The sequence below is a fragment of the Rhodobacter maris genome (assembly GCF_900217815.1).
Taxonomy (GTDB): Bacteria; Pseudomonadota; Alphaproteobacteria; order Rhodobacterales; family Rhodobacteraceae; genus Rhodobacter; species Rhodobacter maris.
This window is the reverse complement of record NZ_OBMT01000003.1, coordinates 171,105-193,129: the sequence shown is the minus strand read 5'-3', so window position 1 is coordinate 193,129 and position 22,025 is coordinate 171,105. Positions and strand designations below refer to the sequence as shown.

General features: G+C 65.5%; 25 protein-coding genes. 7 read left to right on the top strand and 18 right to left on the bottom strand.

Features of this window, described 5'->3' with window-relative positions; all coding sequences use genetic code 11:
* Positions 1–9 precede the first annotated feature (9 nt).
* Both CRO22_RS06940 and CRO22_RS06935 read left to right on the top strand, forming a co-directional pair.
* On the top strand, positions 10–726 hold the full coding sequence (locus CRO22_RS06940; RefSeq protein ID WP_097069401.1) for a GntR family transcriptional regulator: 717 nt from the start codon (positions 10–12) through the stop codon (positions 724–726).
* A 107-nt stretch (positions 727–833) separates the two neighbouring features.
* A complete protein-coding gene (locus tag CRO22_RS06935; protein ID WP_097069400.1) occupies positions 834–1,685 on the top strand; it encodes a universal stress protein in 852 nt (283 codons plus the stop codon).
* Between the two features lie 2 nt (positions 1,686–1,687).
* Here CRO22_RS06935 and CRO22_RS06930 read toward each other — a convergent pair whose 3' ends face one another.
* The 12 genes from CRO22_RS06930 to CRO22_RS06875 all read right to left on the bottom strand — a co-directional run bounded on the left by CRO22_RS06930 (position 1,688) and on the right by CRO22_RS06875 (position 10,426).
* Entirely contained in the window at positions 1,688–1,912 is a 225-nt protein-coding gene (locus CRO22_RS06930) for a sulfurtransferase TusA family protein (RefSeq protein ID WP_097069399.1), read from the bottom strand.
* Between the two features lie 14 nt (positions 1,913–1,926).
* Entirely contained in the window at positions 1,927–2,418 is a 492-nt protein-coding gene (dsrE2, locus tag CRO22_RS06925) for a sulfur carrier protein DsrE2 (RefSeq protein WP_097069398.1), read from the bottom strand.
* 126 nt (positions 2,419–2,544) lie between these two features.
* Positions 2,545–2,988: a glycine cleavage system protein H gene (locus tag CRO22_RS06920; protein WP_097069397.1), complete on the bottom strand. Its 444-nt coding sequence runs from the start codon at positions 2,986–2,988 to the stop codon at positions 2,545–2,547.
* A gap of 13 nt (positions 2,989–3,001) precedes the next feature.
* Complete coding sequence (locus CRO22_RS06915; protein WP_097069396.1) at positions 3,002–3,415, bottom strand: hypothetical protein; 414 nt, start codon at positions 3,413–3,415, stop codon at positions 3,002–3,004.
* Entirely contained in the window at positions 3,415–4,356 is a 942-nt protein-coding gene (locus CRO22_RS06910) for a CoB--CoM heterodisulfide reductase iron-sulfur subunit B family protein (protein ID WP_245860906.1), read from the bottom strand. Before CRO22_RS06910 ends, CRO22_RS06915 begins: the two co-directional genes overlap by 1 nt.
* Complete coding sequence (locus CRO22_RS06905; RefSeq protein WP_097069395.1) at positions 4,356–5,102, bottom strand: 4Fe-4S dicluster domain-containing protein; 747 nt, start codon at positions 5,100–5,102, stop codon at positions 4,356–4,358. Before CRO22_RS06905 ends, CRO22_RS06910 begins: the two co-directional genes overlap by 1 nt.
* The gene (locus CRO22_RS06900) at positions 5,089–5,964 is read right to left on the bottom strand and encodes a hypothetical protein (protein ID WP_097069394.1); all 876 of its coding nucleotides are present in this window, start codon (positions 5,962–5,964) and stop codon (positions 5,089–5,091) included. Before CRO22_RS06900 ends, CRO22_RS06905 begins: the two co-directional genes overlap by 14 nt.
* Positions 5,964–7,019 carry an FAD-dependent oxidoreductase gene (locus tag CRO22_RS06895; protein ID WP_097069393.1) on the bottom strand — a complete coding sequence of 352 codons (1,056 nt, stop codon included), beginning with the start codon at positions 7,017–7,019 and terminating at the stop codon, positions 5,964–5,966. Before CRO22_RS06895 ends, CRO22_RS06900 begins: the two co-directional genes overlap by 1 nt.
* A 3-nt stretch (positions 7,020–7,022) precedes the next feature.
* Complete coding sequence (locus tag CRO22_RS06890) at positions 7,023–8,387, bottom strand: heterodisulfide reductase-related iron-sulfur binding cluster (protein ID WP_097069392.1); 1,365 nt, start codon at positions 8,385–8,387, stop codon at positions 7,023–7,025.
* 46 nt (positions 8,388–8,433) lie between these two features.
* Positions 8,434–9,186: a 4Fe-4S dicluster domain-containing protein gene (locus CRO22_RS06885; protein ID WP_097069391.1), complete on the bottom strand. Its 753-nt coding sequence runs from the start codon at positions 9,184–9,186 to the stop codon at positions 8,434–8,436.
* A 50-nt stretch (positions 9,187–9,236) separates the two neighbouring features.
* Positions 9,237–9,617, bottom strand: coding sequence for a DsrE/DsrF/DrsH-like family protein (locus tag CRO22_RS06880; protein ID WP_097069574.1), 381 nt, complete (start codon positions 9,615–9,617; stop codon positions 9,237–9,239).
* A 131-nt stretch (positions 9,618–9,748) separates the two neighbouring features.
* A complete protein-coding gene (locus tag CRO22_RS06875; protein ID WP_097069390.1) occupies positions 9,749–10,426 on the bottom strand; it encodes a type 1 glutamine amidotransferase family protein in 678 nt (225 codons plus the stop codon).
* 185 nt (positions 10,427–10,611) lie between these two features.
* On the opposite strand from CRO22_RS06875, the gene CRO22_RS06870 reads away from it, so the two are divergent.
* Both CRO22_RS06870 and CRO22_RS06865 read left to right on the top strand, forming a co-directional pair.
* Positions 10,612–11,595: a YeiH family protein gene (locus tag CRO22_RS06870; protein WP_097069389.1), complete on the top strand. Its 984-nt coding sequence runs from the start codon at positions 10,612–10,614 to the stop codon at positions 11,593–11,595.
* A 9-nt stretch (positions 11,596–11,604) separates the two neighbouring features.
* Complete coding sequence (locus CRO22_RS06865) at positions 11,605–12,486, top strand: LysR family transcriptional regulator (RefSeq protein WP_097069388.1); 882 nt, start codon at positions 11,605–11,607, stop codon at positions 12,484–12,486.
* A gap of 16 nt (positions 12,487–12,502) precedes the next feature.
* Here CRO22_RS06865 and CRO22_RS06860 read toward each other — a convergent pair whose 3' ends face one another.
* The 6 genes from CRO22_RS06860 to CRO22_RS06835 all read right to left on the bottom strand — a co-directional run bounded on the left by CRO22_RS06860 (position 12,503) and on the right by CRO22_RS06835 (position 19,111).
* Positions 12,503–13,588 (bottom strand): lipoate--protein ligase family protein, encoded by a 1,086-nt coding sequence (locus CRO22_RS06860; RefSeq protein ID WP_097069387.1) that lies wholly within the window; start codon positions 13,586–13,588, stop codon positions 12,503–12,505.
* Positions 13,581–14,858, bottom strand: a complete 1,278-nt coding sequence (locus CRO22_RS06855; RefSeq protein ID WP_097069386.1) for a radical SAM protein — start codon at positions 14,856–14,858, stop codon at positions 13,581–13,583. Before CRO22_RS06855 ends, CRO22_RS06860 begins: the two co-directional genes overlap by 8 nt.
* Positions 14,855–15,976, bottom strand: a complete 1,122-nt coding sequence (locus CRO22_RS06850; RefSeq protein WP_097069385.1) for a geranylgeranyl reductase family protein — start codon at positions 15,974–15,976, stop codon at positions 14,855–14,857. The genes CRO22_RS06855 and CRO22_RS06850 overlap by 4 nt, the downstream gene beginning before the upstream one ends.
* Positions 15,973–17,007, bottom strand: coding sequence for a radical SAM protein (locus tag CRO22_RS06845; protein ID WP_097069384.1), 1,035 nt, complete (start codon positions 17,005–17,007; stop codon positions 15,973–15,975). The genes CRO22_RS06850 and CRO22_RS06845 overlap by 4 nt, the downstream gene beginning before the upstream one ends.
* The gene (locus CRO22_RS06840) at positions 16,992–18,128 is read right to left on the bottom strand and encodes an arginase family protein (protein ID WP_097069383.1); all 1,137 of its coding nucleotides are present in this window, start codon (positions 18,126–18,128) and stop codon (positions 16,992–16,994) included. The genes CRO22_RS06845 and CRO22_RS06840 overlap by 16 nt, the downstream gene beginning before the upstream one ends.
* Positions 18,129–18,223: 95 nt before the next feature.
* Complete coding sequence (locus tag CRO22_RS06835) at positions 18,224–19,111, bottom strand: LysR family transcriptional regulator (protein ID WP_097069382.1); 888 nt, start codon at positions 19,109–19,111, stop codon at positions 18,224–18,226.
* 99 nt (positions 19,112–19,210) lie between these two features.
* Between CRO22_RS06835 and CRO22_RS06830 the strand changes: the two genes are divergently transcribed.
* The 3 genes from CRO22_RS06830 to CRO22_RS06820 all read left to right on the top strand — a co-directional run bounded on the left by CRO22_RS06830 (position 19,211) and on the right by CRO22_RS06820 (position 21,930).
* Positions 19,211–20,641 carry a form I ribulose bisphosphate carboxylase large subunit gene (locus CRO22_RS06830; RefSeq protein ID WP_097069381.1) on the top strand — a complete coding sequence of 477 codons (1,431 nt, stop codon included), beginning with the start codon at positions 19,211–19,213 and terminating at the stop codon, positions 20,639–20,641.
* Positions 20,642–20,724: 83 nt separating this feature from the next.
* The gene (locus CRO22_RS06825) at positions 20,725–21,081 is read left to right on the top strand and encodes a ribulose bisphosphate carboxylase small subunit (RefSeq protein WP_097069380.1); all 357 of its coding nucleotides are present in this window, start codon (positions 20,725–20,727) and stop codon (positions 21,079–21,081) included.
* 45 nt (positions 21,082–21,126) lie between these two features.
* Positions 21,127–21,930: a CbbQ/NirQ/NorQ/GpvN family protein gene (locus tag CRO22_RS06820; RefSeq protein ID WP_097069379.1), complete on the top strand. Its 804-nt coding sequence runs from the start codon at positions 21,127–21,129 to the stop codon at positions 21,928–21,930.
* Positions 21,931–22,025: the final 95 nt, after the last annotated feature.

Genomic DNA, 22,025 nt, shown 5'->3' with positions numbered 1-22,025 from the left:
AGGATGGACATGACCCAGGTATTGCATCTGCCCAAGCTCGATTTCGCGCCCATGACCGTGGCGGATCAGATCTATGCCGAGCTCTATCGGCAGGTGCTCTCGCTTGAGCTGAAGCCCGGCGCGAAGATCTCCGAGGTGGAGGTAGCAAAGGCGATGGGGGTCTCCCGCCAACCCGTGCGCGATGCCTTTTACCGCTTGTCAAAACTCGGTTTTCTGCTGATCCGCCCACAGCGCGCCACCACCGTCACCCTGATCTCGGCGGCTGCTGTGATGCGCGCGCGCTTCATCCGCACCGCGCTCGAAGTGGAGACGATCCGCACCGCCGCGCCGCGGCTGTGCGAAGCCGATCTTGACGCTTTGGCCGCAATCATCGAGGCGCAGGACCGGGCGATCAAGGCCGACGACCGCCCTGCGTTCCACCGCCTCGACGACGCTTTCCACCGCGAGATCTGCGCGCGGGCGAATCTTGCCTTCACCTGGGAGCTGATCGCCGAGAACAAGGGGCATATGGACCGGGTGCGGATGCTCTCGCTCTCCTTCGCCTCGCGCACTGCGTGGGATGACCATGTGGCGATCCTCGGCGCGTTGCGGGGCCGCGAGCCCGAGGCGGCCGCAGCCGCGATGCGCGCGCATCTGAGCCGGATCAAGGAGCAGATCGACCGGATTTTGCAACAGAACCATGATTATTTCGCCGAAGAACCGGCAGATGCGCGGCTCGATTTCTGAGCCGCTGCGGCCGCCTTTAAGGACGCCTCGGCAGCCCGCTTGTGAGGCGTCCGAAACGGGTGTAATCGCCAATGTGACAAGGCTCTGAACGCGACCGGGGAGGTCTCATGAGCGAAAAGATCATCGCTTTCGTCGATGGCTCGATCTATGCCACGAGCGTGTGCGACCATGCGGCCTGGATTGCGCGGGCGACCGGCGCGCCGGTGATTGTGGTGCATGTGCTGCGCGCCAATGGCGTGGTGCCGCCCGAGGTGGGGGCGCCCGCGCCGCTTGGCCGTCGCTCGGGCGTGATGGAGGAGCTTTCCGCCCTCGATGCGCAGCGCGCCCGGCTGATGGGCGTGCAGGGGCGCGCGCTGCTCGACGATGCCAAGGCGCTGCTCGAAGCCGCGGGCGTCTCCGATGTGACAACTGAATTGCGGCAGGGCGATCTGCTCTCGATCGTCGCCGAATATGAGTCGCAGGCGCGGGTCGTGGTGCTCGGCAAACGCGGCGAGGATGCCGATCAGGCGATGGAGCATCTGGGCGCCAATCTGGAGCGGATCTCGCGCTCCTGCCGGGTGCCGGTGCTGGTGGACAACCGCGCCTTCCATCCGATCGGGCGCGTCCTTGTGGCCCATGATGGCGGGGTTTCGGCACTCAAGGCCGTCGATCACATCTCCCGCAGCCCGCTGTTTGCCGGGCTCGAGGTGCATCTCGTGGCGATCGACATCGAAGCGCCTGCGGTCGAAAAACGCCTTTCCGATGCGAAAGCGATGCTCGCCGCCGCCGGGATCGTCGCGGAGACCACGCTTTTGCAGGGCCAGCCCGAAGGGGTGCTGGGACGGATGGTCGAGGAACGGGGCTACGACATGCTGGTGATGGGCGCCTACGGCCATTCCCGCATCCGCTCGCTTTTCATCGGCTCAACCACCACGGCCACAATGCGGGCCTGCCGCGTCCCCTTCCTGCTGTTCCGCTGAGATCAGCTCACCCTGATCTCGAAAATCAGCGTGCCGCCCTCGCTGCGCTGCGCCAGCATCTCGTTGCCGGTGGTGCGGCAGAAGGCCTCGAAATCCGCCACCGCGCCCGGGTCCGTCACCTGGATCTCGAGCACCTGCCCGGTGCTCATCTCCTTGATCGCCTTCTTCGTGCGCAGAATCGGCAGCGGGCAACTGAGCCCTTTTGCATCCAGCACCTGGTCGGCCATATTGTCTCTCTCCCTCAGATGTAAAGATTGATGTCACAGCGCGTGGCAGCATCGACCCAGGTGGCGGCGCCGCCCAGTTCGAGCCCCTCGATCATGTCGGATTTGTTGTATTCAAACAGATCCATCGTCATCTGGCAGGCGATGATCTTCACATCCGCCTCAATCGCCATCTCGCGCAGCTCCTCGATCGAGGCGACGCCCTTTTTCTTCAACATCTCCTTCATCATCGTGGTGCTGAGCGCGGTGGCGCCGGGCATCGCGGCAATCAGGTTGGGCATTGCCATATGCATGCCGGCAACCGGCATCTCCATCGCCGCATTGCCGAGCGGGTTGATCTTCAGATCGAGCTTCTTCTTGAGCAAAGTCAGCCCGTAGAAGGTGAAGAACATCGTCACCTCAAGCCCCATCGCCGCCGCGGTCGTGGCGAGGATGAAGGGTGGATAAGCCCAATCGAGCGTGCCCTTGGTGACGATGATCGACATGGATTTCGCGTTGTTTTCCGTCATGCTCCCTCCCTTGAGCGCGAGAATGCCTGCCTGGCCCGGCCGCCACAGTCAGCCGGCTCTCGAGGCCTCCCCGCCCCCGTTTCACGCCCTCCCGGGCGGACCGCCCGAGAGGAGACATTCCATCATTCAGGCGGCGCAGCCGGCGAAATTGTCGGCTTCCATCTTGGCCTCATAGGGCGCGGCCACGCCCGAGCCGGGCACCAGAACCGCGCTTGCCGCCGCCGGGTCGACGGGCTTCACCCGCACCATCCAGCCCGCGCCGTAGGTATCGGTATTGGCGAGCTTCGGGCTTTGTGTGAGCTCGTCGTTCACCGCCACGATCTCGGCGGCAAAGCCGAGCTTCGCCGGGCCGACCCATTTGCCGCTTTCCACCGTGGCGACCGATTTGCCCGCATCGATCGTCTTGCCCACCTTCTTGGCGGTAAAGGCGACCAGCGCCCCGGCCATGGCGGTGGCGATCATCGTCATCCCCACGGTGTAGCTGCCGTCCGCCTCGGCGCGATACCACAGATTGTTGGGCACATCGTAGAAAAGCTCGTCGGGCAGGCTGCATCCACGCACGATCGGCATCTTGTCCTCCTCCTCAATCCGCCTCGGCCACATGCAGCGGCCGTGCTGAACAACAGAATTCGCCCAACCCCGTCTGCTCCAGCTTCCCACCGACGAAGAGGGCCAGATGTTTCACCACCATCGCCATCAGCTTGTGCGCATGGTCGGCCTCGTCAGGGTAAAGCAGCGCGACGTTGCGGCGAAACACTATTTCGCGGCAGGTCTCGCGGCAGGCGTTGAAAGACGGGTTCGCCCGCGCCCCCTGCCGGTGCAGGCCCAGAAGCCAGAACCCCTCCACCTCGTCGCGCGGCACCGGCTGGCCCTGCGCGACAAGCCAGGCCACCAGCACTTCCTCCGCCATCGACAGAAGCCGGTCGAGCCCGGGCAGGTCTTCGCGCCCTTCGAGCCCGGCATCGATCGCGGCGATGATTGCAGGAAAGACCCCCATCACCCCAGCCCCCGTGCCTTGAGATAGCCGCGCGGGTCGGCCATGTTTTCCTGCACGCCGACCTTGCGCTGCGAGAGCCCGAGCGCGAGGCCGAGAAGCTGGGTGAAATAGAGGATCTTCACCGTGGTCTTGCGGCCCAGAAGCTTTTCCGCGCGCAGCTGGTGGATCTCGAGAGAGGTATGGCAGGTCGGGCATTCGGTGGCGATCACCTCTGCGCCGCAGGCCTCGGCGGTGGTCAGGATGTTCAACACCAGCTCGGTCGAGGTATCGGCATCCGACATCGCATGCGCGCCGCCGCAGCAGGCGGTTTTGAGCGGAAAATCGACATTCTCCGCCCCGGCCGCGGCGAGCAGGTCATCCATGAAATGCGGCTTGTAGCTCGACTCGCTCTCCCCGCCGCGGTCGTTTTGCGGAAAGATATGGCGCGGGCGGGTATACATGCAGCCATAGTAATTGGCGATCTTCATGCCCTTCAGCTTGCCGGCCGTGCGCCGCGCCAGCTCCTCCTCGCCCACCGCGCGCTTGATCCAGTCGAGCGCGTGGATCGTCTCCACCCCGCCGGGCTGATAGGCGTGATGCCCCGCCTTGCCCGCGATCCGCGCATTCGCCTCGACCGCCTGACGGTTGTGGGCCAGATCGTATTCGGCTTTTTTCAGATTGTGATAGCAACCGTTGCAGGGCGCCATCACCACGTCGAACCCCATCTCCTCGGTCTTCGCGAGATTGCGCGCGGAAAGGTAGGTCTGCACCTGCGGGTCGATATTCTTCACCTCCATCGCGCCGCAGCAGTTCCAGTCCTTCACCTCGACAAGATCAAGCCCGAGCGCCTTGCCCACCGCCTTCGTCGAGCGGTTGTAGGCATGCCCCGTGCCCTCCAGCGCGCAGCCCGGATAATAGGCCACTTGCTTGAGCGATTTGGGCCGTTCCATGTCCTTCGCCATCAGTGCCTCCTTTCGCCGGAAAGCCCGAGCGCTGCCGCCTGCTCGGCATGGCGCTCGCGCACATACTCCTCGATCGCGGCGCCGGTCTTGCCCCAGTCGCGGGTGCGCGGGCGGAACACGGCGGTCCAGAGCAGGTTGAACAGGTAGAAAACGGGCAATTTCTTCGCGAGCCCCAGGATCAGATCGCGCAGCCAGGGCGGCGCGAGCGGCTGGCCGGTGCGCCAGAAAAAGATCCGCAGCACATGGCCCTCCTCGATCTTGCCGGAGGCAAGCACGTTGTCGGTGAAGCCGCGATCAAAGACGGACGACGGGCTCTCGCCGGTATGGCCCTTCAGTTCGAGCCAATGCGCGGTCGCCTTCATCACCGCTTCGGGCACCACATCGCGCGGGCAGGCATAGGTGCATCTGTTGCAGCTCACGCATTGCCAGATGATCTCCTTGTCGCGCAGGAGTTCCTCTTCAAGGCCTTGGCGGATCAGGTAAATCCAGTAGCGCGGATTGAACTCCGGGTTCACGGCATTGATCGTGCAGGCATTGGTGCAAGAGCCGCATTGCCAGCAGCGATGGATGTTCTCACCCCCCGGCAGCGCCGAGATCTCCTCTTGCATCGCCTCGTTGTAATCGGTGATCGTGCGCGGCTTGATGAAGGTCGACCAGTGGCCCGAGACATCCATCCCGTCGATCACGAGGCTCTCGTGCGTGACAAGGTTCTCGGGCCGGATCAGGGTCTTTTCATGGATCGGCATTTGCGTCCTCCGGGGTGGCCTCGGCCGTCGTCACGTCCAGGCGGGCGGCACGTCCGCCCCCAAATTCATGCGCGCTGCCGTCGATCAGGCGCAGCCTCGTGCGGCCGGTCTCGGTATCAACGGCATCAAGCCCGAGCATGCGCCGCGTGTGCAGCATCGGATCGACATCCTGCGTAAAATCAGAGCGCAGATATTGCCCGCCGCGGTCGTTGATATAACCCGCGTAGATATGGGCCATCAGCAGATCGACCATCCAGATCCGGTCGCGCCAGACCCCCTCGCCCTCCAGAAAACCCTCCAACTCGGCATAGAGTGTGGTGAAGGTGGCGAGGTCGTCGGGCACGGAAATCTCTGCCATATCGACATCCGCCGCATGCCAGATCTCGCGCAGCACGCCGGTGGAGACCCGCGCATCCCAGACCCAGCGCGCCATCAGCGGCACCGAGGGCTGGGTGAAGTGCAAAAGCTCCGCGCCGAGGTCGCGCACCCAGCGCATTTCCTTGCCGTTCGGGAAAGCCGCAATGAAGCGGGCCAGACGCGCGTCAACCCCGCCTTCGCCGTGCAAAAGCGCCTCGATCCTTCGGCCCAGCTCCTCAACACCGAGGCGCGCGATCACCGGGCCGATGCGGCGGCGCACCGGGGCCATGAACGCGACGAGGTCCAAAAACTCGGTCTCGCTGAGCCCCGTCGCGCCCTGCCCCAAAACCTCTTTGAACAGCGCAGATTTCAGATGCAGCGCCGTCAGATAGCGGTTCACGCCGCCGGTGGGCTCCGCCGAGGCGGCAAGATCTGCCATCGCCCGGCGCAACCGGTCGCCCGAAAGATCGAGCACAGGCCCGGGTGGTGTTGCGCGCCCGCGCATCACTCCGCCGCCTCGGCGACGCCGACACCCGCAAGCGAGAGCGCCGCGATTGCGGCCGCCTGCCCCTGTGCGATGGAATCGTCAATCGTTTCCGGCCCGGCGGCCGCCCCCGCCACATAGACCCCGGGCCGCGAGGTCTGGCCCGTGGTGACATAGGCGGCGGCCTTCTCGATATAGCCATAGCCCGAGAGCTTCACGCCGAAGACCGAGGCGAGCGTCATGTTGTCGACATTCGGGTCCATGCCGATCGCATGGACGACCATGTCGAAGGGGATGGTGATTGGCCGTTTGACGAGCGTATCCTCGCCCTTCACCACCAGCCGCTTGCCGTCCGAGGTGACCTCGGCGATGCGCGCCTTGATATATTTGACCCGCGCCTCCTCCTGGCTTTTCCAGTAGAACTCGCCCTCGTAAAGGCCGAAGGTGCGGATATCCATGTAATAGATATAGACATTGGTCTGGGGCGAGAGCTCCCGAATTTCCATCGCCATGTTTGCTGAAACGGTGCAGCAGATCTTCGAGCACCATTCGCGGCCAATCTGGCGGTCGCGCGAGCCGACGCACAGGAGGATCGCCACCCGCTCCGGCACCCGGCCATCGGAGGGGCAGCGGATGCCCTTGCCCGAAGAGATCATCTGCTCGACCTGCACCGTCGTCACCACGTCGGGATAGGTGCCAAACCCCCATTCAGGTTTGTTGAGGCTGTCAAAATGGGTGAAGCCAGTGGCGAGGATCGCGGCATCGGCGGCGATCCTGGTGCCATCCTTCAGCGTGGCCGTGAAAGCGCCCGGATCGCCGGTGAAGCTTTGCACCTGCGCGCCGGTGTAAACAGTGACAGATTTGTTCTGCTCCACCCGGCGCACCATTGCGCCAATCGCATCCTTCGCCCATTCGTGGCTCGGCACGAGCTTTGCATAGCCTTGCAAAATCGGTGCCCCGCCAAGCCGGTCGGCCTTGTCCACCAGCACCGCCTGCCGCCCGGAGGCCACGACCGCATGGGCCGCTGAAAGCCCCGCCGGGCCACCGCCCACGATCAGGATGGGTTTGTCACGCATGCATCACGCTCCTTGAAGGCTTTTCGGGGGTTTGACGTGGCCGGGGCCGGAGGTGATCGCGCGCTTCGGGTCATAAAGCGTTTCGATCCGGCCCTCCTTGACCTCGCCAAGGTAGGTTTCGAACTCGGCCTTCGCCTTTTCCCAGTCGATCCCCATTTTCTCCAGAAGCCCCTCGAACGGGCTTGCATGCCAGTGAAGCTGCGCGAGCTTGTAGGGGTGGGCGCCCATGGTGAGGGCGGCAAACTGGCAATCGGCCATCACCGGAAGCGCATAGACCTTGTCCACCGCCTTGCCGATCCACTGGTTCTTGTCGAGCGTGGTGATGCAGCCGGTATCATGGCCGATCATCACATCCGAACGCGCCTCCTCGACCGCCACCTTGATCTTGCGGTCGATGGCATAGGAGCGGGTGAATTCCCGCTCGCCGATGATGTGGCGAAAGCCGAAGCCGCAGCAATCATACCAGGTCGAATAGTCGATCACCTGCGTGCCGAGGCTCTGCAACAGCCCCGTCGTCACTGCCACGCGGTCGCCATTCAAGACCGTGTCGTCATAGATCACGTCCTCCGGCACCATCTTGTAGACATGGCAGGCCGGATGCACCGTGGTGCGGATGTTGGACACGTCGATCTGCTGGCGTTCCTTGATGCGGTGCCGCATCACATGGAGCCATTCGGAATAATGCACGATCTCTTCGGGGATCAGGAGCTTGCCATCGACAAGCCGGCCGAGCTTGCCGAGGATCGCTTTCACCTCTGCCCGAAGCTCTGCCGAATGCAGCAGGAAGCCTCTGATTTCCTTGTAATTTCCAAAGCTCGTGCCGCAATGGATGAGCGGGTAGAACGTGCCCTCGGGCAGCCCCTGCGCCTTGGCCGAAACATAGGCCTGATGCATGTTGCGCAAAAACACGGCGGCAAGGGAGACGACATTGCCGATGCCCGAGCCGTGGTAGTTCCACGCAGTGCAGGAGGTCTGATCGGTCTCGTCGAGATAGGTCAGCCCAAGCTCGTTCATGATCCAGAGCACCGAGGACGGATAGCCCGGAATATTGCCGCATTGGCCGCAGGATTTGTGATGCCAAAGGTTCGTGGTCGGGATCTTCTTGTCCCAGCCGTAGAGCGTTTTGGCCATCTCTGGGGCCTGGGCCTCGCCCACCCGGTGCACGACAATCTCGCCCTCGCGCTCCAGTTGCCACATCAGCGCGCGCACATCCTCCTTGCGGTCCTTGCCGGTCAGAAGAAAGCGCTTGTCGATCTTTGCCTCGACCCAGCCGGTCGCGCGCCGCGCTTCCGTCTCGCTCAGCTGCGTGGGCGCCCAATCCGCGCCAAAGCCCCTGTAGGCGCCCTTTCCCTCGGTGTCCTCGGCCATCTTCCGCACTCCTCCCTAAAGTCGCGGTGATCGGTGGCGGCGACGGTCAGTCGTCGTCATCCTCTTCCTGCTCCTCGAGCCATTCCTCCCATTCGTCGCGCTTCTCCTCCATCACGTCGGAGACCACGTCGAAGAGGTTTTCATCGACCTGTTCGAGCTGCTTGAGCACGCCGCTCGCCTCCCAGATCGTGTAAAGCTCGACCGAGGTGCGCAGGTTCACCTCCCAGGCGGTGTCGAGCGTGTGCATCGTCGGCATCGGGATCGCCTTGCGCAGCACCATGAGCGGCGCATCGACCTTCGCGACATTGGGCCCCCAATCGGGGAAGGCCTCGCGGGTGATCATGTTCGGCGCCAACTGGTTGCCGGTGGAAACCACCTTGAGAAGCACGCGCGAGAACGGGCGCAGCACCTCTTTCACCGAGGGCAGTTCGTGCTTGATCGCCACCTCGCGCAGGATCATCACAAGCCCGCCCGGCGAGTTTTCAAACGGGCAGCGCGCGGCGCAGGTATAGCATTGCGCGCAGGCCCAGATCTTTTCGTGCATCGCGTCATAGATGCCCTCGAGATTCTCGGTCCAGAGCAGTTGCACGATCTCGCGGGGGCTGTAGTCGTAATATTGCGCCGAGGGGCAGGTCGCGGTGCAGATGCCGCAGTTGAGGCAACCGTGGATCTCGTGATCGTAAAGCGGATGGCCGCGGATATCGTCAAAGATCGCTTCGAGCGTCTCATACTCCACCACCGGCTTTGCCGATACCGGATCGGCAACCGGAGGTTGCGGCAGTTTCGAATGCACGGTCATGGCTGGCCCCTCCCCCGGGCTGGCGCGAACCTGTTTCGGCTAGAATTTTCTTAGTAAGTCAGCACCTTGGCGTCGTCGTCTTCCATGATATCCTCGATCACCTTGGCGCCGCCGACGATGCCGGAACACTCCGGGATCAGGTCGTCCTTGGTCATATCGAAGAGATCGAGATTGGGCGAGCAGCACCAGAATTTGGCGCCCGCCTCATGCGCGTCCTTGATGAAATCATAGACCGTTTTTGGTGACCCTTCCTTGACGACAAGGCTTTCGGCCACGCCCTTTTTCATCAAGCGCCCGGCGGTGGCGGTGCAGACCACATCCACCTCGTAATCCATCGCCGCGGCGACTGTGGCCTGAAAGAACGGGGCTCCCAGTTCCTCGCCGTTGCGCGGATCGGTATTGACCATGAGAATGATTAGCTTGCTTGCCAAGGCGCCCTCCCAAACGACCGTGACCACATTGCCCGAAGGTTCCGTGCGGCGCTCCCATCGCCGCTTGGATGCGTAAATCGTCAGATTTAATTTTTGGAATGTCAAAAGAATTTTCCGCCGCGCCGCGGCGGTCACATCCAGCCGGTGCGCTGCATGAGCGAAACCATGAGCGGGCCGAGGCTCTCGGCAATGGCGCGCTGCGCGTGGCCCAGCGCCTCCAGCGCGGCCACCGTGTCGGGCGGGGTTTCGGCAAATTCTATGATCAGATCTTCGGCCATGCCGCGCTTCATGCCGGGGTGACCGAGCAGGCCGAGGCTCGACGTGCCGAGGCGGAACCCGAGCATCTCCCCCCCCGTCCCGGTGGCCACCGGCGCCATCTCCGGGCCGAGCACGGGGCGGTCGCGCAAGTAACAGACCAAGGGCATATGCTGCGGCGCGGCGGGGCCGAGCCCGGCGATCTCCACCGCCTCGACGGCGAATCGCAATGGCGCCTCCTCGGCGCCTCCGCCCCCTGCTACGGCCAGAATCACCGCGCCGAGACCAAAGCCGAGCACGGGCTTTTCGGCCGCGAGAAAGGCGCGGGTGAGCCGCAATTCCGGGCCGAGCGAGGGCAGGATATGCCCCGAAACCACCCCGTAAGGCCCCGCGCCAAGAAGGATCAACCCATCCGCCTCCGCCCCTTCGGGTACCATCCCCCCTGCCGCAAAAGGTCGAAAATAGCGAAACCGAAGATTGCGCCCCTCAAGATGGTCCTCGATCAGCCCCAGATATTCTGCCTCGGTGTGCTGCATCACCCAGATCGTCTTCATCGCCCCCTCCCGGTCCGGCCGATCCCATCAGAGCACGGCCGGCGATCAAGTCAACGCCCGCATAACCGTTTTATATTTTCGATTGCTTCATTCATTTCATTTCGTTTGAATGATTGATCTCACAGGAGCAGACTGCCCTCAAGTGAGAGACCTCACTGCCAAGCCACCGCAAGCAAGGAGCCGCCATGACCGCTTTTGCCAGCCCTGCCCCGCGCATCTCGATCTGGCCCGGGGTCTCGCTGGTGGCGGCAATCGTGGCGGCGGCCTTCCTGCTCCGGCTTCTGCCCGGCGTGGGCATGTTCAGCCCGCTGATCATCGCGATCCTGATCGGGGTGGTCGTGCGCAACACCTACGGGCTGCCCGCAGGCGCGGTGCCCGGCCTCGCCTTCTCGCTGCGCAGGCTCTTGCGCGCGGGCATCGTCGTGCTTGGTCTGCAACTCACGCTGGGGCAGGTGCTTTCCGTCGGCGGCATCGGGCTGGCCACGATCCTGATTGCGCTCTTTTCCACCTATTTCTTCACGCTTGCCGCCGGGCGCTGGCTGGGCGTCGAGGCGGGGCTGACCCGGCTCATTGCCACCGGCACCTCGATCTGCGGCGCCTCGGCGGTGCTGGCCGCCAATGCCGTGGGCCGCGAGAGCGATGAAGACGTTGCCTATGCCATCGCCTCGGTCACCATTTTTGGCACGCTGGCGATGGTCCTGTTCCCGATGCTGGGTTCGGGCATGAGCGCGCATGATTACGGGCTCTGGGCCGGCGCCTCGATCCATGAGGTTGCTCAGGTCGTCGCCGCGGGCGCGCAGGGCGGCCCTGAAGCCACCGCCTTCGCCACCATCGCCAAGCTCACCCGCGTCGCCCTGCTTGCGCCGCTCATCCTGATCATGGCGCGCCATGTCGGCTCGACCGGGCGTGCGCCCTTCCCGTGGTTCGTTCTGGGGTTTGTCGCCATGGTGGGGCTGGCCTCCACCGGCTGGGTGCCCGCCCCCGTCACCAAGGCCGCCGGGCCGCTCACCCAGGTGCTGCTCGCGATGGGCCTTGCGGCGATGGGGCTGCAAACCGATGTGGCCAAACTCCGCGCCAAGGGCGTGCGGCCGCTTGCGCTCGGCCTCATCGCCTCGATCTTCATCGCAGGGCTGACCTTCGTGCTGGTCATCGGAGCCGGGCTCTTCTAGCCTTGAGGCATGACCCTTGAGCAGTTGCGCATCTTTCTTGCCGTGGCCGAGCGCGAACATGTGACGCGCGCGGCAGAGGCTTTGCATCTCACGCAATCGGCCGTCTCGGCGGCAATCTCGGCGCTTGAGGCGCGCCATGGCACCAAGCTTTTTGACCGCATCGGCCGCGGCATCAAGCTCACCGAAGCCGGGCGGCTCTTCTTGCCTGAGGCGCGCGCGGTGCTGGCCCGCGCCGCCGCCGCCGAGCGGGTGCTGGATGATCTCGCGGGGCTTTCGCGCGGCTCGCTGCGGATCGCCGCCAGCCAGACCCTCGCAACTTATTGGCTGCCGCCGCTCGTCGTGCGCTTCCACGCCCGCCATCCCGGGATCGCGCTGGACCTGCTCACCGCCAATTCCGAAACCGTCAGTCGCGAAGTCGCCGCGCTCTCCGCCGATCTGGGCTTCATCGAGGGCGGCGCGGTTCAGGAGGGGCTGATCGACCGGCCCTTCGGCGCGGATGAACTCTTTTTCGTCGTTGCCCCCACCCACCCTTGGGCACAGCGCACGCCAACGCCCGCCGATCTTGCCGCGGGCCCCTGGATCATGCGCGAGGCAGGCTCGGGCACGCGGGCGCGGATGGATGAGGCGCTGGCCGATATGGGGGTGCCGGAGCCGGGCGGGCGGCTCGAATTCCCCTCGAACGAGGCGGTGCGTTCAGCAGTGATCGCGGGCGGCGGGGCGACGCTGATCTCGCATCTCGCCGTCGCCGCCGACCTCGCCGACGGGCGGCTCCTGCGCCTCACCGCCCCGCCCGCCACGCGCGAATTCCGGCTCCTGCTCCATCCCGAGCGGCACCTGACCGAAGCCGCCCGCGCCTTTCTCCGCCTCGCGCTCCCCGAAACCGCGCCCTGACGCCGGACAGGAAGGCCTAGGCCCGCCCCGCCGCCGCCAGAAGCGCGCGGGCAAAATCGCTGCCTGGTGCCGACATCAGCGCCGCCCCCGCGCGGGCAAAGAAATCCTCGACCACCGCCTCGGCCGCCGCAAGCTCCACCCCGCGCAAGGCCGCCTCCAGATCGGGCACGACCCGCGGCGGGGCGACAAAGAAATCGCCGGTGAAAAGCACTTCGCGGATCCGGTCCTGCCCCGCCCCTTCGAGCCGCAGATGCGCGGTGATCGTGCCGCCCTTGCCCGCATGGGTGGCGATGCGCACATCGGCGGCCCCGGCCGGGGCGTCGAGCCCGTAGACGAAATCATCGGTGCCGATCTCGTCATCGTAAAACCGCTGCGCAAGCTGCTCTTCGGTCTCGCTGATCGCGCCCCGTTCGGGTCGAATACCGAGCCGGTGCGCGAAAGCGGCGAGCAACGCCGCCTTCACCGCGCGCACCGGCGGTGGCTTGCCGTCAAAAAGCTCGGCCATCGTAACGATCCGGCTCACAGCCTCCTGCGCGCCGTGGCGCGCGAGCTTCGCGGCCGGGATGTTCAGAAGCCCTGCCATCTTCGCCCCGTCCATCTGCATCAGCACCGTGCCCTGATAAAAGATCGTGTCACCGTCAAAGAACCCGCCGGTGCCGGAGATCTTGCGCCCCTCTACTTCAATGTCGTTGCGCGGCCGGTAGGACGCCGCGATTCCGAGGCTCTGCAGCCCCTCCGCCGCCGCCTCGCAGATCTCGCGCGCGACATCGCCAAGGCTTGGCAGGCCGAGCGTCGCGCGATGGAAGACAAGTTCCCAGCCGAACTGGCCCTCGTCGAGATAAAGCGCCCCGCCCCCGGTCACCCGCCGCCCGATGGAGACACCCGCGGCACGACAGGCGGGCAGGTTCAACTCCTGCGAGATCAACTGGTGGCGCCCTACCAGCACGGTGGGCGGAAAAGTCAAAAAACGGATCGTGTCGGGGATCTGGCCTGCCTTATGCGCCTCGATCAGGGCCTGATCAAAGGCGATCTGCGCGCGCCCGGGGCGCACGCCGGTATCGATCACCCGAAACGTCTTCGGCGCCTTCTTCGGCTCAGTCATGCTCGAATTCCTCGCCCGGCTCATAAATCTCTCCGGGCCGCACCCGGCCGAGCTGCGAGCGCACGCGCCTCAGATCGACGGGCCGGAGCGCGAAAGGATAGGAGGCGATGTCGGAGGGCGGGCTGTCGCCATAGGGCCGGTCGCAGGCGGAAATATCCTCGGCGAACTTGCCCGGACAGCCCGAGGTGCGAAAGGCGATGCCCGCGTCGATGATCGCGTCAAGCTCCCCCTCCGGCAGGCCGAAATCGGCGACCCGGCCACGGTCATCAAACCGCATCTGCTCGACCCGCACACCGCAATAGTCGATCAGATAGCGGCCAAGCTGCACGCGGCGCCATTGATCGCGCGGCGTGGCGGGCAGATGGTCCATCAACGAGCCTTTTTCAGGGTAGAAGCTGAACAGGTGGCTGTGGCCCCCCATGTCGACGAGGCGCTGCACCACGGAAAGCATCTCGGCTTCCGTCTCCCCCATGCCGACAATCAGATGCGCGCCGAACTTTTGCGCTCCGAACACCTCGCGCGCCCAATCCAGGGCCGCCCAGTAGCCCGCCCAGCTGTGCGGCGATTGCACGCCCTTGCCGCGCGTGCGCTCAAAGATCCCGGGTGTGGCGGCATCGAGCGCAACCGTGAAAATGTCCGATCCCATGTCGCGCAGGCGCATCACATCGGCGCGCGTCATGGTGGTCGGGTTGGAGAGGATCGAAACCGGGATCCGGTCAGGGTCGATCCGCTCGGTCCAGCGCTCAAGCACGGTGAACGTGTCCGCATCCGAATTCGGATGCGTGATCATCGAGATGCACATGCGGTGGAAAGGCGTCTCCGGATCCGCGGCGACGCGCTCCACCACCTCTGCCATCGGCACCGCGGGCCAGTCGACACGGATGAAATTGCGATCGGCATAATTGCGCTCCGCCTCGCGGTGACGCGCGAGCCCGCAATAGGCGCAATTGGCCCGGCAACCTTCCGGGTAAGTGAGCAGCAGGTTCAGGCAACGGGTGCAGGCGCAGTTATACATCTGCCCCTCGACGAGCCCCAGCGTGATCGCCGCCGCGGTGGACATCTGCACATAATCGGGCGAGCGCATCGAAGGCGTCATCACCCGGTAATCGGGGCGGTAGAGGCCCTCCGGGCTGACCCCGGCCAGCCGGACCGCCGCACCGTTGCGGCGCGCCTCGGGCACCGGAGCGGGAGGGCGCGGCACCATCACTTCGGGCGCATTGAAGCCGGTGGGCGCGCCTTGCGCCGGGGTCTCGGTCTTGATGCAGCTCATGCGGGTTCCTCGATGCGGGCCTCAACGGCGGCCGTGTCCGAGCCCCCCGCGGAGGGCAGCGGAGCGTCGCGATAGTCGGAATAGGCGACCCAGGCGCGGCGCAGGGCCGCCGTGTCGGGCGCTCCGGTGACATAGTGCGCCATCAGCTCGGCGCGCCGCGCGAGCGCAAGGCGCAGGGTCGGGCCGAACAGATCCGCGATCTCCTCGGCATAATCCGCAGCAGCCCCGGCGCGGCCCGCAACGATCTGCGCCGCCGCCTCCCCCGCCATCGCCCCCGACAGGCAGGCGCTCGCAATCCCGGCGCCGGTGATCGGATGGGTGAGCCCCGCGGCATCGCCCGCCAGCAGCACCGGCAGCCGACCAAGATGCCCGAGGGGCCCCACAAGCCCGCCCACCGGAATCATGCCGCCGGTCAGGCGACGGCGCTGGCGGCCCACCCGCCCCTCGGCCACAAGCTCGGCATGAAGCGCCTCCAGCAACGGCTTGAGACAGGCCCGCTCAGCCCATGCAACGCCAAGGCCGAGATTGGCCTCCGCCCCGCGCGGAAAAAGCCAGCCATAACCGCCGGGAATTTCGGCGGCGAGAAAGATGTCGGTCGCATCATGGGGCTGGCGCAGCGGCACGGTGATCTGCCGTGCCTCGCAGAAATCGCGGTTCACAAGCCCCACCGCGGCGCCCACGCGCGATTGCGGACCGTCGCCGCCAATCACCACCCGCGCGCGGAACCTGCGATTGTCACCAAGCCGCGCCTCTGCCTCGGTGAGGGCCTCGAGCGCAACGCCGGTGACAATCCCGGCCCCTGCGGCGCGCGCCTCCGCGACCAGCGCCGCATCGAAGGCGGCGCGGTCAATCATCATGCCCCGGAAGTCATCGCTGCGCAGATGTGTGCCCGAGACATAGCTCTCCATCGCCGCGATCTCCTGCACAGCCGCCGCGCGCAGTGCCCGCGTCTCGGCGCCCAGCGCGCGCGGCACGAATTCGGCGCATTGCACGGGGTCTCCGGGGGTCGCGCGCCTGTCCACCGCCAACACCCGCGCCCCCGCCCGTGCCGCCGCCGCCGCCGCCGAGGCCCCCGCCGGGCCAAGACCAATCACCAGAACGTCGAGATCTTCATTCATGCCGCGCACCCCGCTCGCAGACTCGCACCCGTACCAAGCTTGATCGAGCAGCAGGCATGGGCCTGATCCCAGCGCCGCCCCACCATCTGTGCCACTCCCACCGCGCCCTCGGCCGGAAAGGCGATCCCGTCGAGCCCGGCCATCACGGCATAGGCATCGGTCACCCGCTTGTGCATGCCCGCGGGCCGGGCGCAGCCCAAAAGCAGATCGCGGTCCGGCAAAACCTCGCGCGCGCGCAAAAAAATCCGCCCGACATCGGCAGGCGGCACGGTCGCGAAAGTGCCGGGTGTCGCGTAGAAGGGCATCACCACCACAAGCACCAGCGCCTTGGTGGGATAACGCGCCACGATCTCGAGCGCGCGCGCCTCGCCCTTGAGCCGCCCGTAATGCAGCCCGATCACGATATGGGGCGAGATCTCCATGCCCGTGGCGGAAAGCGCCGCAAGCGTCGCCTCGAAATCCTCCACGGGCCGGTCGAGATGATAGACCTCGCGGATGGTCTCCTCCGCCCCGATCACATCCATCATCGCGGTATCGACGCCCGCCGCCTCCATCCGCTTTGCCCCCGCCGCATCGGTGAGCGCGGTATGGATCGCGATCCGCATCCCGGGGAAGTCGCGCTTGAGCCTCTCGATGACGGGGTAGAACCGTTCGTAACGGATCTCGTTGCGCCGGTTCGAGCCGCCCGAAAGCAGGAACCCCTGCAATCCCTGCAACAGCACGAGGTCGCGCACCTTGCGGTCGAGGTCTTCGGGCCGGGTGGCCGGGATCATCGGCTCGAGGATCTTCGCCCGGCAATGATCGCAATCGAGCGCGCAAGCCGCGCCGGTGATCGAGAAGGCCGGAAAAGCATTCTTTCCGCAGCCCTTGATCTCCTGGCTGTCATATTCCTTGAAAGAAGGCGTGGAAAAGCGAAGATCGCGTGCCCGGGCGCCCGCCGCATGCGCCTGCATCTCGGCCACCAGCACTTCGTCAAACGCCGCATCCTCCAGCGCCTCGATCCGGGCGAGAGCGCTCATCCAGTCGCCCATTCGGTCATCCTCCCTGACCTCGGTGCCCAGCCCGCCGCTGCGATCAGCGCCTCGACCTCGCGCCGCACCGGCCCGGGAGTTTCCGGATCGGCGATCGTCACGAACCAGTCGGGATCGCGATCTTCCTCTTCCACGAGATCGCAGTCGAGGCTCGTCAGCACCGCCTGCGCCTCCGCTGGCAGCCGTGCCGGAATCGCCTGACCGGACAGACGCGCCCAGAGCCCGGCCCAGGCACGCCCGAGCGTCCAGGGGTTGTAGCCCCCGCCGCCGAGCACCACGCGGGCGGGGGCAAGCGCGCAGAACGCCTCAGTGGCGGCCCAGAGCCGGGTGTTGGAGACCGCCAGCGACGACAGCGGATCGCCCTTGAGCGCATCGGCGCCGACCGTGACCACCACCGCGTCGGGGGCAAAGGCGCGCCCGATCGGCAGCGCGGCCCGGGCAATCACCGCGTCGAATTCGCTGTCGTTGAGCCGGGGCGGCAGGGGCAGGTTGCAGATCCCCGGCGCCTGATCGTCGATCCGCCCGGTGAAGGGCCAGCGCCCGGTTTCGTGCAGCGACAGCGTCATCACCCGGGGCTCCTGCGCGAAGGCGATCTCCACCCCGTCGCCGTGATGCGCATCCAGATCGACATAGAGCACGCGGGCGCGGCCCAGATCGAGCAAGGTCTGCACCGCGAAGACCGGATCGTTGAAGAAGCAAAACCCGCTTGCGCGCTCACGCAGCCCGTGATGCGCGCCGCCCCCCGGATGGAAGGCGACCGCGCCCCGATGCGCGAGCCGCGCCGCGAGGATCGCCCCGCCCACCGAAACGGCCGCGCGGTGCCAGAGCCCTTCGAAAACCGGGTTCTCGAGCGTGCCGATCTGATAGCGCGCACGGTCCTCTGCGCTCGCCCCGCCCGCGGCCTCGGCGCGGCAGATCGCATCAATGTAGTCGGGCGCATGGAATCGCGCGATCTCCGCGCGGCTCGCGGGCAAGCATTCGAGCGGCGCATGCCCCGGCCCGAACCAGCCCAGTGCCGCGCAGAGCCTCTCGACCGTGCCCACACGCGGAATCGCCAGCGGATGATTGCCCGAATAGCCGGTCTGCCTGAAACAGGCGGCCGTAATGAAATGGGTCGTCATGTCTGATGGCCTCCCTCCCAGCGCGGGCTCCCCTCCCGCCAGGAAAGTGTCATGCAGAAAACCGCATGTGACAAGACAAATCTGTCAGGGAGCTGTTACGAAAACGCGCCGCGGAGCTGCGCGAGGAACGCCTGCGCTGCTGGCGCGAGCCGCTTGCCGCGCGGCCAGGCAACATGCCAGGCGCGCACGATCGGAAAACCGCTGACATCGAGCGCTACGAGCCGACCCAGTTCGAGTTCGAGCGCAACGGTGGAGCGCGACAGCACCGCGATGCCGAGCCCTGCGATCACCGCCTGCCTGATTGCGGCATTCGCGCCAAGTTCGAGCCGCAGGTTCGGCGCGAGCCCATGGGCGGCGAGGTAGCGCTCGGTGGCGATGCGGGTGCCCGAGCCCGTCTCACGCATCACGAAGGGCTCGCCGGCGAGCTGGGCAGGCGCGATCGTGTGCAGTTTGGCCAGCGGGTGCTCGGGCGGCGCGATCAGCACGAGGGGATTCTCTGCAAAAGCGAAAGACTCCGCGTCAAGCTCTTCGGGCACCGTGCCGAGAATGTAGAGATCGTCCTCGTTTGCGGCGAAACGCGCGAGCAATTCCCCCCTGTTGCCGACCTTCAGCGCCACTTCGATCCCGGGATGGGCGCGGCAGAACGTGCCCAGAAGCGCGGGCGCATCGTATTGCGCAGTGGAGACAGCGGCGAGCCGAAGCCGCCCGGCCGAGAGCCCCTTCAACTCGGACAGCCGCGCCTCCATCCGCTCGATTTCGCCCAGCATCTCGCGCGCCGCGGCGCGTACTGTTTCGCCCGCTTCGGTGAGATAGAGCCGCTTGCCGATCCGCTCGATCAGATCCGCGCCGATCTGCTCTTCAAGCGTGCGCACCTGGGTGAAGACGGCGGGCTGGGTCAGATGCAACCTTTCGGCCGCGCGGGTATAGGACAGCTCCCGCGCCACCGCCTCGAAGATCTGCAACTGCCGCAGGCTCGCCCGCATGAATATCCTTTCATGAAGTATATCTCTAAAAACTATTCATTTTTGCATAGTCTTGCAACCGGGTAGGTTTCTCTCAAGAAACGGGAGGAGGACCAGTCGATGAATGCCCAACCGAGAAAGACCTATGACGCCGGTGTGAAGGAATATCGCGCGACCTACTGGGAGCCGAATTACACGGTGAAGGACACCGATGTTCTCGCCGTCTTCAAGGTGACCCCGCAGCCGGGCGTGAGCCGCGAGGAGGCCGCCGCCGCGGTCGCCGCCGAAAGCTCGACCGGCACATGGACCACGGTCTGGACCGACCTTCTGACCGATCTTGATCATTACAAGGGCCGCGCCTACCGAGTGGAAGACGTGCCGGGCCATGACGAGGCGTTTTATGCGTTCATCGCCTACCCCGCCGACCTCTTCGAGGAAGGCTCGGTCGTCAACGTTTTCACCTCGCTTGTGGGCAATGTGTTCGGCTTCAAGGCGGTGCGCGCGCTCCGGCTTGAGGACGTGCGCTTCCCGATCTGGTTCGTCAAAACCTGCTTTGGTCCGCCGCACGGCATTCAGGTCGAACGCGACAAGATGGACAAATACGGCCGCCCGCTTCTGGGCTGCACGATCAAACCCAAGCTCGGCCTCTCCGCCAAGAACTATGGCCGCGCCGTTTATGAATGCCTGCGCGGCGGGCTCGATTTCACCAAGGACGACGAGAACGTCAACTCCCAGCCCTTCATGCGCTGGCGCGACCGGTTCCTGTTCTGTCAGGAAGCGATCACCAAATCCGAGGCCGAAACCGGCGAGCGCAAGGGCCATTACATGAATGTCACCGCGCCGACGGTGGAAGACATGTTCCGCCGCGCCGAATTCGCCAAGGAACTCGGCACGCCGATCATCATGTCGGATTACATCACGCTCGGCTGGGCGGCGCATAATTCGCTCTCGAAATGGTGCCGCGACAACGGGATGCTGCTGCATGTCCACCGCGCCATGCATGCGGTGATCGACCGCAACCCGAACCACGGCATCAACTTCCGGGTGCTGGCGAAACTCTTGCGGCTGCTGGGCGGCGACCATCTGCATTCGGGCACGGTCGTGGGCAAGCTCGAGGGCGACCGTGCGGCGACGCTGGGCTGGATCGACCTGATGCGCGATCGCTTCATCGCCGAAGACCGCGCGCGCGGCATCTTCTTCGATCAGGATTGGGGCTCGATGCCCGGGGTGTTCCCGGTCGCCTCGGGGGGTATCCATGTCTGGCACATGCCCGCCCTTGTGGCGATTTTCGGCAATGACTCGGTGCTGCAGTTTGGCGGCGGCACGCTGGGCCACCCCTGGGGCAATGCGGCCGGGGCGGCGGCGAACCGGGTCGCGCTCGAAGCCTGCGTGCAGGCCCGCAACGAGGGGCGCGATCTGGAGCGCGAAGGCAAGGAGATCTTGCAAAAAGCCGCCAGCCACAGCCCCGAGCTCAAGGTGGCGATGGAGACCTGGAAAGAGATCAAGTTCGAATTCGACACCGTCGACAAGCTCGATGTGCAGCACCGCTGACCCGGCCCCGTTTCACCTTGGCACAAATATCCCGGGGGTCCGGGCGCAGCGCCCCCGGGCACCTTTGACCGAAAGGACCGACCATGACCCAGGTTCAGGATTACGCTTCCCGCCTCTCCACCCCCGAAAGCCGCAAGATGGGCACCTTTTCCTATCTGCCACCGATGGATGACGCGCAGATCCGCGCTCAGGTCGCCTGGATCGTCCAGCACGGCTGGAACCCGGCGATCGAGCATACCGAGCCGGACTTCGCGCGGGGCACCTATTGGTACATGTGGAAACTGCCGATGTTTGGCGAAAGCGATGTCGATGCGATCCTTGCCGAGCTGAAGGCCTGCCACGAGGCCAATCCCGGCCACCACGTGCGCCTGATCGGCTACGACAACTTCACCCAGAGCCAAGGCGCGAACATGGTCGTCTATCGCGGTGCCGCCGTCTGAGCATGCCGGGCCCGCCCCCGGCGGGCCTCCCCGAGGGAGGAAGCGATGAAAGACATGATCGAGGATCATCGGGTGATAGCGGAGCCGTGGTATCGCCCGCTTGCGGACGAGGTGGCGCTGTTTGAGGCGGCCTATGCGGCGCGGATGCCGGTGATGCTCAAGGGCCCGACCGGCTGCGGCAAGACCCGTTTTGTCGAGCATATGGCCTGGCGGCTCGGCAAGCCTCTCGTCACCGTCGCCTGCAACGAAGACATGACCGCCTCCGATCTTGTGGGCCGGTTCCTGCTCGATGCGAGCGGCACCCGCTGGCAGGACGGGCCGCTCGCCTTTGCCGCGCGGCATGGTGCGATCTGCTACCTCGATGAGATCGTCGAGGCGCGGCAGGACACGACCGTGGTGATCCACCCGCTCACCGATGGCCGCCGCGTGCTGCCGCTTGAAAAGAAGGGGGAATTACTCAAGGCGCACCCCGATTTTCATCTCGTGATCAGCTACAACCCCGGCTACCAGTCGCTGATGAAAGACCTCAAGCAATCGACCAAGCAGCGCTTTGGCGCGCTCGATTTCTCTTGGCCAGAGGCGCGCGTGGAGGTTGAGATCGTCGCCCATGAGGCCGGGGTCGAGACGGCAACCGCCGAGAAACTCGTCGACATCGGCGCAAGGGCGCGCAATCTCAAGGGCCATGGGCTCGATGAGGGGGTCTCGACCCGCATGCTGGTGCATGCCGGCCAGTTGATCGCCCGCGGCGTTGCCCCCATCGCGGCCTGCACCATGGCGATCACCCGCCCGATCACCGACGATATGGATATGCGCGATGCTCTCGACGCGGCCGTTGCCACCTTCTTCTGATCTGTCTGGGTGCTCCTCCCCCGGGCCTGAGGGCCTTCCCACCGAGCATGCAGGGCTTCCCTATGCCCTGCCCGCAGAGGCGGCGAAGGCCCTCG